General features: G+C 41.9%; 14 protein-coding genes, 1 tRNA gene and 1 rRNA gene. 10 read left to right on the top strand and 6 right to left on the bottom strand.

Going from position 1 to position 17237, the window contains the following annotated elements:
- Positions 1–121 precede the first annotated feature (121 nt).
- The 4 genes from ABV001_RS10360 to ABV001_RS10375 all read left to right on the top strand — a co-directional run bounded on the left by ABV001_RS10360 (position 122) and on the right by ABV001_RS10375 (position 4360).
- Positions 122–532, top strand: a complete 411-nt coding sequence (locus ABV001_RS10360) for a hypothetical protein (protein WP_352422732.1) — start codon at positions 122–124, stop codon at positions 530–532.
- A gap of 5 nt (positions 533–537) precedes the next feature.
- The gene (locus ABV001_RS10365) at positions 538–2112 is read left to right on the top strand and encodes a DNA primase family protein (protein ID WP_352422733.1); all 1575 of its coding nucleotides are present in this window, start codon (positions 538–540) and stop codon (positions 2110–2112) included.
- Position 2113: 1 nt separating this feature from the next.
- A complete protein-coding gene (locus tag ABV001_RS10370) occupies positions 2114–3454 on the top strand; it encodes a DUF6965 family protein (RefSeq protein ID WP_352422734.1) in 1341 nt (446 codons plus the stop codon).
- A 318-nt stretch (positions 3455–3772) separates the two neighbouring features.
- The gene (locus ABV001_RS10375) at positions 3773–4360 is read left to right on the top strand and encodes a hypothetical protein (RefSeq protein ID WP_352422735.1); all 588 of its coding nucleotides are present in this window, start codon (positions 3773–3775) and stop codon (positions 4358–4360) included.
- A gap of 395 nt (positions 4361–4755) precedes the next feature.
- On the opposite strand, the gene ABV001_RS10380 is transcribed toward ABV001_RS10375, so the two are convergent.
- Positions 4756–4829, bottom strand: a tRNA-Ala gene (locus ABV001_RS10380).
- A 231-nt stretch (positions 4830–5060) separates the two neighbouring features.
- Between ABV001_RS10380 and ABV001_RS10385 the strand changes: the two genes are divergently transcribed.
- From ABV001_RS10385 to ABV001_RS10400, 4 genes are all read left to right on the top strand, one after another.
- Positions 5061–5366 (top strand): DUF4286 family protein, encoded by a 306-nt coding sequence (locus tag ABV001_RS10385; RefSeq protein ID WP_352422736.1) that lies wholly within the window; start codon positions 5061–5063, stop codon positions 5364–5366.
- Positions 5367–5459: 93 nt separating this feature from the next.
- Positions 5460–6041 carry a crossover junction endodeoxyribonuclease RuvC gene (ruvC, locus tag ABV001_RS10390; RefSeq protein WP_352422745.1) on the top strand — a complete coding sequence of 194 codons (582 nt, stop codon included), beginning with the start codon at positions 5460–5462 and terminating at the stop codon, positions 6039–6041.
- 104 nt (positions 6042–6145) lie between these two features.
- On the top strand, positions 6146–7090 hold the full coding sequence (locus ABV001_RS10395) for an HU domain-containing protein (RefSeq protein ID WP_352422737.1): 945 nt from the start codon (positions 6146–6148) through the stop codon (positions 7088–7090).
- Between the two features lie 280 nt (positions 7091–7370).
- Entirely contained in the window at positions 7371–8600 is a 1230-nt protein-coding gene (locus ABV001_RS10400; protein ID WP_352422738.1) for an aminotransferase class I/II-fold pyridoxal phosphate-dependent enzyme, read from the top strand.
- Between the two features lie 136 nt (positions 8601–8736).
- Here the strand turns inward: ABV001_RS10400 and cysK are convergent, their stop codons facing one another.
- The 5 genes from cysK to ABV001_RS10425 form a co-directional block, all read right to left on the bottom strand.
- The gene (cysK, locus tag ABV001_RS10405) at positions 8737–9684 is read right to left on the bottom strand and encodes a cysteine synthase A (protein WP_352422739.1); all 948 of its coding nucleotides are present in this window, start codon (positions 9682–9684) and stop codon (positions 8737–8739) included.
- Between the two features lie 97 nt (positions 9685–9781).
- Positions 9782–10747 (bottom strand): ferrochelatase, encoded by a 966-nt coding sequence (hemH, locus tag ABV001_RS10410; RefSeq protein WP_352422740.1) that lies wholly within the window; start codon positions 10745–10747, stop codon positions 9782–9784.
- A gap of 109 nt (positions 10748–10856) precedes the next feature.
- Positions 10857–11864, bottom strand: coding sequence for a type I phosphomannose isomerase catalytic subunit (locus ABV001_RS10415; protein ID WP_352422741.1), 1008 nt, complete (start codon positions 11862–11864; stop codon positions 10857–10859).
- A gap of 138 nt (positions 11865–12002) precedes the next feature.
- Positions 12003–14015 (bottom strand): alpha amylase C-terminal domain-containing protein, encoded by a 2013-nt coding sequence (locus ABV001_RS10420; RefSeq protein ID WP_352422742.1) that lies wholly within the window; start codon positions 14013–14015, stop codon positions 12003–12005.
- Positions 14008–14463, bottom strand: a complete 456-nt coding sequence (locus ABV001_RS10425; protein ID WP_352422743.1) for a NanQ anomerase/TabA/YiaL family protein — start codon at positions 14461–14463, stop codon at positions 14008–14010. Before ABV001_RS10425 ends, ABV001_RS10420 begins: the two co-directional genes overlap by 8 nt.
- Positions 14464–14695: 232 nt before the next feature.
- Here ABV001_RS10425 and ABV001_RS10430 point away from each other — a divergent pair, with 232 nt between their 5' ends.
- Entirely contained in the window at positions 14696–16135 is a 1440-nt protein-coding gene (locus ABV001_RS10430) for a PDZ domain-containing protein (protein ID WP_352422744.1), read from the top strand.
- An 868-nt stretch (positions 16136–17003) separates the two neighbouring features.
- A 16S ribosomal RNA gene (locus tag ABV001_RS10435) occupies positions 17004–17237 on the top strand; the annotation flags it as partial.

The raw sequence follows: 17237 nt of genomic DNA on the forward strand, positions 1-17237 counted from the left end.
GAACCCGGGAAACTAACTTATCTTTGAATAATAATTGTCTAAGAAAGGGGAGAAGTTAAAAAACAGTCCGGGAAATTGAAAATGAAGCGGATCAGTACCTAACATCTAAAACCAAAAGAGCATGAAGACAAAAAAAGAACACCCGGCGGGCAACCAGGTGCAAGATCTTATTACCTTTTTCGGGCATGAGCGGTTAAGCGTTGAAGATCACTTCAAAGATATAGATAATTTTCTATTATTCAAAGACTTTCCAGACAATAGACCGGAACGGTACCAAAAAAGACTTCACTATAATTTGCTTGATGCTTATTATAGACTTTCGAAGTTTGAATGTGCCACAGTCAGAATGTTGCACCCGGAAATGGGATTTTTTGGCGAAGCAAGGCTAAGAACCTTTTTACTTTTATTGATAAATAAAGGGAAAGTCATTCAGTCGAAAAAGAGATATAAATGTAAAGATTCAGGCACCCCGGCGCATTATTACATGGCATTACCACCGGCGTACTGGTATGAAAATTATCTTAAACCTTGAAGGATATGAAAATACAATTAACACCCAATTTCACCGGCTTAAATGATCCGGGCGAAATTATAAAGAGCATTGAGGACATGAAGTCTACCGACAGGCAAACGGTCGGTAAAAGCGAAGCACTGGAGTTGCTACTTGACCAGGTTGAACCGTTGGATTTCCAAGCCTTGAAGTATCCGGAAGTTGAAATATTACGTAAACAATTAGAAGAAGTGGATCCGGGAAGCGATCAGGCGGGCAAACTACAAAGGCAGATTAACAGCTTGAAAATGAAGCGGGACGATTACGTTTTTGACACTATAAAAAGCACGTTAGAACTTGCAGATAAAAACAACTGGGGATTGTGTTTGAATAGTAATTCAGTCTATTTGTACAATGGTGCTTACTGGGATATGGTAGACCGGGCGCAATTTCAAACATTCCTTTGTGATATTGCCGAAGGTATGGGCATTCCTGAAAGAACAGCACGATTTCACACGTTTCAGAAAGAGTTAGTTAGTCAATTTGAAACAAGCGCATCACTACCGACACCGGAAGCAGATAGCGACACCGTACTGATTAACTTGAGGAACGGCACGTATGAGATTAACGGAAATGGACAAACCAAGTTAAGACCACCAAAGAAAGAAGATTTCCTAACATATCAATTACAATTTGATTATGATCCGAAAGCGACAGCACCTAAATTTGAAAAATATATTAATGAAGTATTACCGGATATTGAACGGCAAAGGATATTAGCTGAATACATAGGCTATTTATTTGTTAGGCATGGAACAAATAACCTTAAACTTGAAAAACTATTGATCTTATACGGTGGTGGACAAAATGGGAAAAGTGTATTCCTGGACATTATAGGTGCATTAATAGGACTTGCAAACTGGACTAACATTTCACTGGAGAATTTGACTGAACCGAAAGGTTTTTACAGGGTAGCTTTAAATAATAAGTTAGTGAATTATTCAACTGAAATAAACGGAAAGTTTGATGTTAGTTTATTTAAAAAACTTGTTTCCGGCGAACCGGTGGAAGCTTGCAGAAAATATGAACAGCCCTTCACCATGACACAATACGCAAAATTCATATTTAGCAGTAATGAATTACCACAATCAGTTGAGCATACGGACGCTTATTTCAGACGGTTTTTAATTGTTCCATTTGATGTGAAAATTACAGAAGAACAAAAGGACGTTGATTTAGCGAGAAAGATTATTGCAGATGAATTGTCCGGGATATTCAACTGGGCGTTGGAAGGGCTTAATCGTTTGATACAACAAAGGAAATTTTCAGAATGTGAAGCATCAGAAAATATACTTAAAAAATATAGACTTGAGTCGAATTCTGTTCAAATGTTCCTTGAAGACAATAATTACAAACCAAGTGAGAACGGCGGATACATAAAACTGGCAGTCTTATATGAAGATTATCAAACTTATTGTATCCGGGAAGGCAGAAAACCGTTTAATAAAACCCGATTCCGAGAGCAACTAAGAAAATTAGAAATTGTGGACGATAAGAACCGGGAAGGGAATATTTATTACCTGGAAGGTGGTATTAACCCATTTGATCAAAACTACTACTGACATGAATAATGAATATAGATTCATATTTGAAAAAGGTAGCCGGAAGCACTTTTGCCCGGATTGCAATAAAAAACGTTTCGTTCGTTACATTGATACAAAAACGGGCGAATATCTACCTGAACAGTACGGGCGTTGTGATCGTGAAGCAAATTGCGGGTATCATTTGAACCCATACCAGGACGGTTATTCTAAGATGATATGGGATAAGGAAAACGGCAACAGTCCGGTAATTCCGATACGTTGGAAGCCACCTTCCACCAGGAAAGCACCACAGCCACCGGCGAAGCCTGTTTATTTCAATTTTGAAGCATTCAAAAGGACATTACAACCTGAATTCTATGAAAATAATGTATTCATTCAGAACCTGTTTAATAGGGTGCCTTATCCATTTGATCCGGCAGATGTAACAAAGGTTATTGAATTTTATAGACTGGGAACAATTCCGGGCGGGTATAGAGCCGGAGCCGTTACATTTCCATTTATTGACATTAAGGGTAATGTTAGAGCCGTTCAGGTGAAACAATTTGATGAAACGAACCACACCACCGGAACAGACTTTTTACATTCTGTATTGGCAAAGCATTATAACAATAATGGGAAGCAACAACCGGAATGGTTGGAAGCATACATGAACCAGGATAAAAAAGTTTCATGCTTATTTGGTGAACATCTATTAAATGAATTTCCTTCAAATAGGATTGCATTAGTTGAAGCACCTAAGACGGCAGTTTATGGAACTTTGTATTTTGGATTACCTGAAGCACCTGATCAATATTTATGGCTTGCAGTTTATAATAAAAGCAGTTTTTCATTAGATAAGGTGAAGCCGTTACAAGGGCGTTTTGTCGATGTGTTTCCTGATCTATCAAAAGACGGCGTAACCTTCCGGGAATGGGAAGCCAAAGCAAAAGAATTTGAAAGACAGCTACCAGGAACACAGTTTAAGTTATATGATTTCCTGGAACATGAAGCATTGGAAGCAGACAGGGTGAACGGTGAAGACATAGCGGACTATCTTATTAAACTTGACTGGCGATCATTTCGAAGCCGGGAAGTTAAAAGGGAACCCGAAGTATCACAGCCAAAAGATGAACCGGAAATATCAGTACCGGAAGTTTTGGATACATTAAGAGTGGATCCGGTGCAAGTTGAAGCCGATGAGTTGGAGCATTATTTCAATAGTATAAAGCTACCATGTGAACCGATAGACATTACACCATCCTACACCATTTGCGAGCCTGACAGGTACGTAAAGGGTGCAATACGAGCGATCCGAAGCGGAAAATACAATACAGGGGCATTCCTTGAGCGGTTGCAACAGCTAAGAAAAGAAATATTATAATTAATAGAATGAGATAATAATAATAACAATTTAATTATAACACGATGGAAACAATAGTAACAGCAGTTATTCACACGATCATTTATTTGACTTGTGGGAGCTTATTTGTTCGTAGTGTAGTCTCACTAATAAAAAGAGAGATAAGGGCACACAGGGCACGCAAAGCGTATAATAATATGATTAAAGCAATTACCTTAATGTTTGAGGAATTTCAGTCACCTAATCCGAGTAATCCGAGTACTTAAAGAAGGGCGAGATTAAGGCGAGGTTAAAACAGAAATTCTCTAATTATTTAGGTTACATAAAAGAATAAATACAATGGCAAAACCCAGGACATACCCAATTTTATACGATTCAGTTTGCCAGATATGTATTTCCAAGCTGAAGAGTTGGGGATACATAGAACCTGAAAAATTTGTATTGAGTACGCTTAAATGGAGCAGAAACGGAAACCCAGCAGGTAGCATTTCACTAACTGTAAACACCCTAAGTAAACAACCATACGTTGAATTGGATTATAAATACAGAGATGAACCCCGGAACTACAAAGTAGAGTTAGTTTCAGTACCTTCAAATTTAGGTAAAGGGCTTATTTGGTATTTCCTTTGTCCTTATACACAAAAGCGGTGCAGAAAGCTTTATTTAGTTGATGGCTATTTTTTACATAGAGATGCTTTTAAAAAATGTATGTATGACAGTCAAACCAAAAGCAAGAAGTTTAGAGGATTGGATAAAACATTGGCGATTTACTTCAGATCAGACAATTTATACAGCGAACTACACAAAAAGCATTTTAAAAAATACTATGCAGGCAGACCAACAAAAAAATATTTGCGAATAATGAGACAAATAGAAAAAGCCGAAAGTATACCACTTGAAAAAATAAAAGAACTTTTTTTACCCTGAACAGGTAAACGAAATGTTCTTTATATTGCATTAAAGCCACTTCAATTATTGAGGTGGTTTTTTGTTTTATACACCGGAACACTATATTTTGATTTAAAGTGTGAAAAGTGTGAAGCTTTTTTTAAAACCTTTTTCTGGGAAAATAATTTCAAAGGAATACACCTTCAATTCAGAACATGAAATAAGACTTAAATATTACTTTGTGAAAAGTGTTAATCTTTTTTTTAAAGTCCGGAAATGAAAAATATAAATAGAATAGATAAGAGAATTTTCCGGATGAAATTTGATGTTTTTGGGAGTTGAAAATACGTCCTTAAAAGCCGTTTGTTTTGAAATTGTTTTGAAATGAAAAAGCACCTACAAGAAATATCCTTATAAGTGCCTGATTTTTAACGTGGAGAATATCGGAGTCGAACCGATGACCTTTTGACTGCCAGTCAAACGCTCTAGCCAGCTGAGCTAATCCCCCATGAATTCTTTAAAAAAATGTCTACCGCTTTAGACGGTGCAAAGATAATCATTATTCTGAAATAATCTATGCCATCCCATAATTTCTTTCTCTCTATGCCGTTTGTTTTTCTGATAAAATAGCCGTAAATTTGATCTGCCTATTCAGAATGGGAATAATTTTGAAAGATAATCTCGGTTTTGGATGATGGATTTACGTCGTTTTAATAACAAAATTGATCACAAAAAGAATATGATTGTATTGAATACAACTTTCCACGTGGAGGAGGATATCCATGAAGAATTTGTAGAGTATATGCTGCAACATTTCATTCCGATGTCCCTTAAAAGCGGCCTGCTCACGTCGCCTCGTCTCTCACGTATATTCGGCAGGGAGGAAGAAGCCGGTCACTCTTTTGCGATGGAATTCCAAGTGTCTGATCCCGAAATGCTGGAGCGATGGAACAAAGAAGAGAGTGGAGGAGTTTACACCTCGTTACTGGAGAGGTTCAAAGAGAAAGTGGCCGGATTTTCCACGGTAATGCAGATTATTGAGTAATTGCTTCAAGCTAAATGGGTAAAAGACAAACTGGTTTGTACTTTGCCATAGCAAGCAATTACCTGACGCAAGTGAATTTTAGCAGATATGGCGATACAGAAAGAACGGATTATCATGGGCATTGACCCCGGTACGCAGGTGATGGGATACGGTATTCTCCGGGTGCTCGATAACAAGCCTCGCCTGGAAGCGATGGGGGTAATGGAGCTGGGCAAATACGACGATCATTACCTGAAACTGGCAAAAATCTATGCACGTATCATTGGACTTATCGAAGAATATCTACCGGATGAGTTGGCCATTGAAGCGCCTTTTTTCGGTAAGAACGTACAGAGCATGCTCAAGTTGGGGCGTGCCCAGGGGGTGGCGATGGCGGCTGCCATATCAAGGGATATTCCTATTTTTGAATATGCTCCCCTGAAAATAAAGATGGCTATCACCGGAAATGGAAGAGCTGCCAAGGAACAGGTGGCCTATATGCTACAGAAATTGCTTCGTATTCCGGATGAGAATATGCTCCCGCAACTGGACGCAACGGATGGTCTTGCGGCAGCGTTATGCCATTTTTATCAATCGAATATCGCTACTGATGAAAAGAAATACAAGAGTTGGAAAGATTATGCGAACCATAATCCCGAAAAGGTGAAATCTTCTAATAAACGAGAACAAAAATAAACTTGTGCCTGATTACCGTGCGGAGCAGTGGCGCAAAGCAAAAAATAACGAAAAAAAATCCTGTTTTTTGATGGATTCATTCTAAAGTTCGTTATCTTTGCCTTATGAATCAGCTAATATCCCATATTGAATTTTTACTTCATGATCACAATTGCGTGATTATTCCCGATTTTGGCGGTTTTGTAGTAAATACCATTTCCCCTCAAAGGGACGGGATAGCCTCCTTTCATGCACCTGCCTGCGAATTGGGATTCAACCGGGACCTTATCCATAATGATGGATTGCTGGCCCAGTCTTATATGAAGAACGGCAATATGACGTTCGAATCGGCCATGCAAAAAGTGGAACAGGATGTACAAGGGCTGAAACGGCAGTTGCATGAAAAGCGCCGTGTGGATCTGGGTAAGTTGGGTTCCTTTGACATGCATGATGATAAACGTTTTGTGTATACTCCGGGAATATTTGTCCGGCCTGCACTTTTCGGATTGACCCAGGCTACTCTTAAGCCGCTGATACAAATGCAACCTGCTGTACCGGTACGGAAAAGCGAAAACAGGCAGCAATGGAGCCGTAACGCAGTAATTACTGCTGCAAGTGTGGCTGCCGTAGTTTTGTTGATGTTTATCCTTCCTGTAAGCGATACCTCCATTGCCCGTCAGTCTGCCCGGATGCTTTCTGAAACCGGATGGTTACGGCCTAAGGCACCACAGCCGGTGAATAACATTGTTATAACCGATGAATTAATAGCAAATGAAATAACTCCTCATGGAATGAATGTGCCCGCTGTGGATATTACTGAAGGGAACCTCACAGACGATTTATCCAGATATTATATCATAATGGGGGTATATAAAGGAGTTGAGTCGGCCCAGAAAATAACGGATTTGTTGCTTGATGAGGGATTTCATCAGACAGGATGGCTGGAGCGACCCGACCGTATCGATGTATATGCGGCATCATTTACAGATGAAACTGCTGCGAAAGTCTATTTAAAAGAAGTCCACAAGAAATTTCCCGGGCATATCGATGCCTGGATTCTAAAAAGATAATTGGCTATGTCTCTGAAATATAATATTATATCCGGATTTGTCCTTTATTGGGCATATCAACTCTACAGATATAGGAAGACGCTGACATCTCCTTTCGACAGATTCCGTTTTCCGGATTTTTAATTTTCTAACTTCCGCCGGAACCCTTCCTTCTCATTTTAACACTCAATCCGGACTCTTTTCCCAATCTTCTGTTGTACCTTTGGGGGCATAATTCTTGTGCGCTATTTTGATATGCTAAATAACCAAAGTGTGAACTTTGTCAAACTATAGAGAAGAAATGAACGAAAAAGAATATGAAGCAAAACTACTGAGTACGCCCTGCCCGAAACCAGATCCTTACGGCGCACTGTCGATGCCCGTTTACCGCGCGCTTGCCTATGAATTTGAAACGGCAGAAGCGATGGAGGCCGCTTTTTGCGGACGTACGGACGAGCATACCTATTCCCGTATAACCAACCCTACGGTACAACACTTCGAGCAGCGGGTGAAGAGGGTTACCGGTGCCTATGGTGTTACCGCACTTAATTCAGGTATGGCGGCAATCAGTAGTACGTTAATTACATTGGCCTGGAGCGGCAGCAATCTTATCACTTCGCGTCATCTCTTTGGAAATACTTACTCTTTTTTCGCCAATACATTAAATGCGTTCGGCATGGAGGTGCGGTTTTGTGACCTGACCAATGCGAAGGAAGTAGCGCAGGCCATAGATGAGCACACATGTGGTGTATTTCTGGAAATAATTACCAATCCACAAATGGAAGTGGCTGATTTGGCTGCGTTGAGTGAGATTGCCCACGAAAGGGGGGTGCCGTTGATCGCAGATACGACAATCATACCTTTCTCGGTTTTCCATGCCATTGACTTTGGGGTAGATATCGAGGTGGTGGCAAGCACCAAATATATTTCGGGTGGAGCGACCAGCCTGGGTGGGCTGATCATCGATTACGGTCGGTTCAATCAATATCGTACACCTGCGTTACGAGCCCTTGAGGGTACCTCACAATCGCCTTTCCACACCAGGTTACGTAAGGAAGTGCACCGGAATCTCGGTGCTTACATGACTCCCGACGTAGCTTATCAGCAGTCGCTCGGGTTAGAGACATTACAATTGCGTTTTGAGAGACAGGCAGCCGTATGTAAGGGATTGGCCGGAAAGTTGAAAACATTACCGGCAATAAAGACCGTTAATTATACGGGTTTAGAGGATAATCCTTTCTATGAGATAAGCAAAAAGCAATTCGGAGACTATCCCGGTGCAATGCTCACATTCGATCTCGAATCGAGGGAAGAGTGTTACCGGTTTATCAATAAGCTCAAACTGATCCGCCGTGCTACCAACCTGTTCGATAACCGTTCGTTGATCATTCATCCGGCCAGTACTATTTTTGGTTCTTTTACCGATGCCCAACGTGAAGCGATGAATGTGAAACAGACAACAATCCGCCTGTCGGTAGGGTTGGAGAGTGTGGACAGTCTCTTTGATGATATTTGTCAGGCGCTGGGATAGTTGAAAATAGTCTTGGAGAGAGATTATTTGGATTCTGAGCAGATATTTTGATATAAAAGAATGCCCCCGAAATTAAACAAAATTTCAGGGGCATTTTAAATGTGATAACCTTGCAATCTGTGTAATTTTCAACTCTTTACAACGGGTATTCCTCGAATGCGTAAAGCAGCGTTGAGAGATAACGTTCACCTGTATCGGGCAATACTATCACGATATTCTTTCCTTCGTTTTCAGGTTTCTGGGCCAGTTGCAGGGCCGCATAGGCAGCTGCTCCCGATGAGATCCCAACTAATAATCCTTCTGATGCAGCCAGCTTCCGGCTGGTACGGATAGCATCGTCGTTGCTCACAGGAATCACCTGGTCCACTACCGACGCATTATATGTGCCGGGAACAAAGCCTGCTCCGATTCCCTGGATTTTGTGAGGCCCCGGAGCGCCCCCTGAGAGAACGGGTGAGTCAGCCGGTTCTACGGCAACCACTTTGATATTGGGGTTCAATTCTTTCAGTCTTTTTCCTGCACCGCTCACTGTCCCCCCGGTGCCGACTCCGCTTACGAGGATGTCTACTTGTCCGTCGGTATCCCGCCATATCTCTTCCCCTGTAGTATGATAATGGATGGCCGGATTGGCCGGATTTTCAAACTGCTGCAGGATAATAGCATCGGGCAACTCGCTTTGTAGTTGTGATGCTTTTGCAATGGCCCCTTTCATCCCTTCGGTACCGGGTGTGAGTACTAACTCGGCACCGAGTGCTTTCAGCAGGTTCCTTCTTTCGAGACTCATGGTCTCAGGCATGGTAAGGATCAACCGGTATTTCTTGATGGCAGATACAAATGCCAATCCGATACCGGTGTTGCCGCTTGTCGGTTCAATGATCACCGATCCGGCATGTAATAAACCTTTTTTTTCGGCATCTTCCACCATTGATAGGGCAATACGGTCTTTCACACTCCCCAGGGGATTAAAGCTCTCTAACTTGGCGATCAGGTTGGCTTTGGCTCCTTCTGACTCTTTAAACTGATTGAGTTTTACTAAAGGGGTGTTACCCACTAAATCTGTTAATTTTTCTGTTATCTTTCCCATAATTCTATTTGTTTAAATTTTTGACAAAAATAGCAGATATTGGATGGGTATGAAATAGCACAATTATGGTATATTGAAGAATTATCTTCTTCAGATATCAAGTCCTTTCTAAAATTTTCCAGATCGCTTCTACCCAAACATCACTGCTGTTGAGTGCCGGAATAAAGGAGAGTTTCTCTCCCCCTGCTTCCATAAATAGTTTACGGGCTTCGATGTCGACATCATAGAGTGTTTCCAGATTATCAATCGGAAATCCCGGAGTAACCACGGCTACTTTTTTCCATCCCAGTTTGGGTAAATCGCGGATGTCGGTGTCGAGAAAGGGATTCAACCATTTTTTACCTCTTTGTGATGAGTAAAAAAGGAAGGTGTCATGCGGATCGATATTCAGTTTTTCACAAAACAGCCGGTTAGTTTCTTTCAACTGATAGACATAGTCGTATTCTTTTCCTTTTTTCCATCCGGCTTCCACCTGGGCCAGGGGCAGGCTGTGATAGGAGAAGATAAGTTTGTCGATATCATTCAAATAGGGCTTCGCATGAGAAGTAAGTGCCTGGATAAAAGCCGGATGATTGTAATAGGGTTCAGTGAATTTTAACCGGAAGGAGTGGGGGTGTTTGTAGAAGACATTCCCTATCATATCCTTTGACGTCTGCGTGGTAGATTGCGCATAATGGGGGTATAACGGGAAGACGACTACTTCATGAAGCAATGGACATTTTCTCTCCAGCTCCCGGAAAGCAGAAGTAACATCCGGTTTTCCGTATCGCATGGCTATTTCCACGGGAATACCTTTTTGTTCTTCCAGTTTCTGCGCCAGTTTTCGCATGTGATAGGTAAGAGGTGAAACGGGTGACTCTTCGTTATGCCAGATCAATTTGTATTTCTCTGAGACCCGCGAGCCGCTGCTTGGGCCGATTATATTTTTTGCGAGGAACTTTGAATACCACTCTGTCTTTCCCGTCAGAAGGGGGTCTGAAAGCATGGCGGTGATAAACTCTTTCACATCGTTTATGTCCGTGCTCGCGGGAGTCCCCACATTAATTAATAGTATACCTCTCATTTTACCAATTACCGATTACTAATTACTAATTATTAATTACCAATTACCAATTACCAATTACTACATTCATCCAGACAAATCATCCACTTATCCACTCACCAATTCATCACTACTTGTCCCGATTTATCGGGATTATCACACAGGTTTCCAGCAGTTTGGTGAACTCATCGGGTACAATTGTCATCGAGTTCGTATCAGCCGGGATAAGCATCGACTCGCCCTCACGCAATGTATCACTGTTTCCTTTATCATCTTTTACGGTACAATGGCCGGCCATACAGATATAAATTACGAATGAATCGATTCCACTATAGTTGCGTTCCATCTGGTGATCCATTTCCAACAGGTGAGTTGTGAAATAGGGCGACGTAACTAATTTTACAGGATGATTTATGTTTTCTTCGTATGCCGTTTTATATGAGTCGTATACCTTGAAATCGATGGCATCTTTTGCCAGTTCCGTGTGTAATTCACGACTATTGCCGGCTGCATCTTTACGGTTATAGTCATAAATGCGATAGGTGATATCGGAGGTCTGTTGTATCTCAGCGATAAAGCATCCGGCCCCGATAGCATGTACCCGTCCGGCAGGAAGGTAGAAGACATCACCGGCTTTCACGTCGTATTTCATGAGTTTGTCGGTAAAAGTATTGTTCTTTACTGTCTCCGGATATTCCTCGGGGGTGATGCTCTCTTTGAATCCGGAATAAAGATAGGCTCCCGGTGCGGCATGGATCACGTACCACATCTCGGTTTTTCCAAAGGAGTTGTGCCGCTCTTTTGCCAGCGTATCATTAGGATGGACCTGAATGGAGAGATCGTCACGGGCATCAATGAATTTAATGAGTAAGGGAAATGTATTCCCGAATTTCTGATACACTTTTTTTCCGACCAATTCTTCTCCGTAACGGCTCAGCAATTCATCCAGCGATGTGCCGGCCAAATTGCCGTTGGAAATACGGGAGACGCTACCGTGCACGTCCGAAATCTCCCAACTCTCGCCAATCCCTTCCTGGATGGGTTCGATTTTTTTGAATCGACAGATATCAGAGCCACCCCAAATGACCGGTTTAAGGATTGGTTCGAATTTAAAAGGATAGAGCGTACCGTTATTCATTGGAGAATTTTTTGCTGTGTTGTTATTATTATTATCAGACATTGGATTGTTTAATTATTGAATTGTTTAATCAGTAAATTATTACATCAGTAAATCATTTTTCCACCTAACCTCCTAATCACTTAGGCACTTAACCACTTAATCACTAAGTCGCCTCATTACCATAGCTGTCCGGGCAGGCAGATAAAGACGCAGCCACCCTTTGTTTTCTTTCGCATAGAGTGGATCATACATTGTAAAATGATGAATGGTATCATCGTTTAATCCGAAACCTCCAAAGTGCGGGTTACCGGTATCCAGCACGATTTCATATTCACCTGCGGGAACAGGGATACCATAATCACTATATGATTTCTGCGGGTTGAAATTATAGACAAAGAGCAGGTCTTTACGCATATAGGCCAGGATATTATCATCATCTTTATCCCATATTTTCACTAACGGCAATGCCTGGAAATCGGGGACAGACCTGATCAGTTGTATCATTGCCTTATCGAAGTCACCCAGATAGTGGTATTTCAAGTTATGATCGTCTGCCAGATTCCACTGTCGGCGGGCGTATTTGTAAGACCAATGATTCCCTTCACGGGGAAAATCGATCCATTCGGGGTGACCAAACTCATTTCCCATAAAGTTGAGGTAGCCGCCGTTAATGGTAGTTGCCGTTACCAGCCGGATCATCTTATGCAGTGCAATACCGCGGTCCACAGCATAGGAACTGCTCATCAACTTCGACATAAACCAGTACATGTCGGCGTCGATCAGCCTGAAGATAATGGTTTTATCTCCTACCAACGCCTGGTCATGACTTTCTACATAGGAGATGGTCTTCTCATCGGCGCGCCGATTGGTTGTTTCCCACCAGATAGCACTGGGATGCCACTCTTCATCTCTTTTCTCTTTGATCGTTTTGATCCAGAAATCGGGGATATTCATCGCCATACGGTAATCGAATCCGTAACCTCCCGATTGTATATCCAGTGCCAGTCCGGGCATACCGCTGACTTCTTCGGCGATGGTGATGGCATGGGGATTTACTTCATGAATCAATTGATTGGCTAACGTGAGATAGCAGATGGCATCGGGATCCTGACGCCCGTTATAGTAATCGCCATAGGAACTGAAGCTTTCTTCCAGGCCATGGCTGTAATACAGCATCGACGTGACGCCATCGAACCGGAAGCCGTCGAACCGGAACTCTTCCAGCCAATATTTACAGTTGGAAAGCAAAAAGTGTAACACTTCATCTTTTCCATAATCAAAACAAAGGGAATCCCACGCCTGGTGGTTCCTCCTGTTTGGATCACGAGGAAAATACAGGTCATAACTACCATCCATTCGCCCAATGCCTTCTATTTCGTTCTTTACGGCATGTGAATGTACGATATCCATGATGACGGCAATACCCATTTCGTGGGCCGCATCAATCAATTGCCGCAGTTCATCGGGTGTACCGTTCCGGGAAGAAGGTGCGAAAAAGCTGGACACATGGTATCCGAATGAACCATAATAAGGATGTTCCTGGATAGCCATGATCTGGATAGCGTTGTATCCGTTCTTTTTTATCCGTGGTAATATGTTTTCCCTGAATTCGTTATAACTTCCCACTTTCTCTTCTGCGGTGGACATACCTATATGGGTTTCGTAGATGAGCAGGGGGGAGCAGTTCGGTCTGAAACCGGTATGTTTGAATGTATATCTGTTTTCCGGCTCCCATACCTGCGCGCTGAAGATGAATGTCTGCGGGTCCTGCACCACACGTCTGCTCCATGCGGGGATCCGTTCACCCGAACCTCCTTCCCAACTTACATGCAATTTGTAAAGGTCTTCATGATGAATGCGACCAGACGGTATCTTTACCTCCCAAACGCCATTATCCGTCCGTTTCAAACGGAATGATTCCTGACGCTGCCAGTCGTTGAAAGTGCCCACAAGGAAAATCTCGGTGGCATTTGGCGCCCATTCGCGAAAAACCCATCCATCGCCGGTTTTGTGCAATCCGAAATAGAGATAACCACTTGCGAAATCGGAAAGGGTGATCCGCCCTGCTTGTGTAAGATCAGACAACCGCTTCAAATAAAAATTATGACGCCCTTCAACTGCACTGGCATATGGATTGAGCCAGGGATCGTTTTGAATGATGTTAAGCATTGTTCACCGCTACCTTTATGATAATTTTTTTTGTTTCTCCTTCACCAATCAGGGGAGCATGCCCATCTTCGGGCGAAAAGATAATAAATTCACCGGGAATAACGGTGACAAATGTCGACGGCTCATCGTCGAAAAATTCGATATCATTATTGGAGTCATATCCCTCTTTCGGTTGAGACAGGGATGAGAGGGACTTCCATCCGAATGTTTCGGCTTTCGTAACCGGTATTTGTATATCGATAAACTTTTTATGAGTTTCGAGTTTAGCTTCCTTTGCCAGTCTCAGCTTTGATTCGGCGACGGTGGCCTTCAACAGATTTTCATCGATCTCAGTGGTGCCGGTCTCCACATTATTTATATCCAATTTTCCGATAAATTCGAAAGCTTTTTCAAAAAGCGGATGTAAACCGTAATAATTGGCTGCATTTGCGAGGTTATCAACAATCATAGTTCAATTACATTAGACTATTTCTCGCTATGGCATAATATAAACAAGTTTATCTTCTGCTCATTCGGCTTAACGAAATAGTTCTTTTTATTAAGTTATAAATCCAATAGGGCAAAGATAAGAAATTGTAAATATTTCTCTCCATTTTTGACAGTAAAAAAGCGTATGTAAAATAAAATTGAGAAAAATGCATATCTTTGTGACTTAAGTTTAACAAATCAATAATTTCATAATGAAACGAATTATTTCGGGTATTTTCTTGATTATTTTTATTTTTTCGGGACGATTAATTGCACAAAATCCAGATATTACCTGTAGCCTCGGTTTTACATTTGAGATAAGTGACGACAAAAGTTGGGGGTACAAAGAACCGGTTATTGTAGACATTACTCCCGGGTCTCCGGCAGAGAAAGCAGGACTGCAACTGAATGATATCCTCCTGTCTGTAAATCAGAATGGCACTTATCTGAAATCATACCAGACAATCATGTCGTGGTTCAATCAAGACCCTCGCTCAATGCATCTGGGTATTCGTAATTTCAAACATGCTTTTAAAGAGATTACAGTCGAAAAGGATTGTCGTCATGCCAATGCGATCAGCGAAGCACAGCTGGCTCCCGTATTTTCCTTTTACAGTTTGGAGGATATACAGGACAGGCGTTTTCTGATACCGGTAAAAACGACTGTCAATGAAAATGCACTTTTTCATAACTACCGTACATTTGCCTTTTCTCCTTCCGATGAGAGTACACGCCATATCGATGAGCGGATCAATGCTATTTTTATCCGGGCTTTGGCCATTGTTGGATTAAAATATGATCCGGTAGATCCCGATTTTGTTATTCAAACCTATTATAGTTATGAGAGTAATCCGATGTACAAGGCCGGTTCACCCACTTATGGGAGTTATCAGCCTGTGTGGCGATTCGATACAAGAAACAACAGAATGGTGAAAGTCCCTCTGTATAATCCTTCTGAAGCAGTGCGGGTGGATGATATCGCTTATAATCTTGAATTCGGATATCGTTTCTACGATAGAAAATTTCTGGAGGCCGGGGATATGATGTTGATCTGGGAGAGTGAGGTAAAAGAACGGTTGAGTAGTCATTACGATCTGATTGATTATCTGGAGATGAATCTTCCGCTTCTGTTGAAGAAGTTCCCAAACTCGGGGAATAAGTCGTTCGGCACTTATCATGTGAATTATCTGAAATACAATTATACCGGTATCGGATATGATATGAATGATCTGAAAACGGTGGTCTCGGTAGATCCGGATTCTCCTGCCGCGAAAGCCGGTATTTTGCCGGGGGATGTGGTGATCAATATACAGGGACAAAATTTCGACCATACCTCTCAAACGCTTACAGAGGGATATCGCCGTTTTATTGCAGAAACCATGGGGCTTCGGGATAAAAGCAGCCGGTATACCGATTCCAATGGTTTTAAAGATTGTATGTTTTGGGATGTGGCTCAGTATAATGCCGTAGCTACGGCTATCGCCAATAACCGGCGTTATAAATCGGCATTCTCTTATCTGTTCAATTTTAATCAATACATAGATTGGAGTACTCCTGTCTCTATTAATATAATTGTATTGCGGGATGGCAATGAAATGAATTTCGCTGTAACCCCTCAAATTACAATAAGCTCGCATATCCTGGCGTATTGATTAAGTGCCTAGGTGCCTAGGTGCCTAAGTGGTTAAGTGCCTAAGTGCCTAAGTGGTTAAGTGCCTAAGTGCCTAAGTGGTTAAGTGCCTAAGTGGTTAAGTGCCTAAGTGGTTGAGTGGTTGAGTGCCTAAGTGGTTGAGTGGTTGAGTGCCTAAGTGGTTGAGTGGAAATCTGCGGATAAATGAGGGCAAAGTAAGTTTACTTAAATTTGCCGAGCGGCGGCAGATTGCGCGAAGCGGAAAGGGGGAATGTGTCGGAATCTTGAGTTGTAAATCAGCGCAGCTAACCACTTATAATGTATTGTTCTTTAGTTGATTGTTTTTTAACCTCCATTTCCTGGGAGATGACAGGTGAAAAAATATTCAAAATAAATCGATAAATATTTGGAAGTTATTCTCCGGAATTACTATCTTTGTAGCCCTTTCGCTTAAAAAGCGGGATCATTATAGAGATAATGAAACAGGCAGATTGAAATAAAGCAAGTGTAACGATTGGAAATCAGTTTCTTTGTTTCGAATGCGAAAAAAATATTGAAAAAACTTTCTTAAAAGTTTTGGATATTGAAAATAACTCTCTATCTTTGCACCCGCTTTCAGGAAATAAGCCTGGGGGCGAAAACAAAAGGAAGCGATCTTTAGGATATTTACATATACGTTTAAAGACAAGACAAAGCAGAGTATACAAGGGATTCGGGTTTTAGATACCCGGATCAAATTGGTACCCGTTCAATAAAGAAAACAGGAATAAAGAATCGTGGATCCGGGGGTCAGGGATGAAGAGGAGCTTTTTGGTTGTGTTTGTCGGTTTTGCCGCCGCCGCGTTTTCGCGCCGGGGGGAAATTTCAAGGAAGACATAAAAAACAAAAATACAACGAAGAGTTTGATCCTGGCTCAGGATGAACGCTAGCGATAGGCCTAACACATGCAAGTCGAGGGGCATCACATGAAGCAGCAATGCGGATGGTGGCGACCGGCGCACGGGTGAGTAACACGTATGCAACCTGCCTTCAACAAGGGCATAACCCGTTGAAAGACGGACTAATTCCCTATGACACAGGGGTCCCGCATGGGGATATTTGTTAAAGATTTTATCGGTTGAAGA

This window comes from Proteiniphilum sp., assembly GCF_040307845.1.
Classification (GTDB): domain Bacteria; phylum Bacteroidota; class Bacteroidia; order Bacteroidales; family Dysgonomonadaceae; genus Proteiniphilum.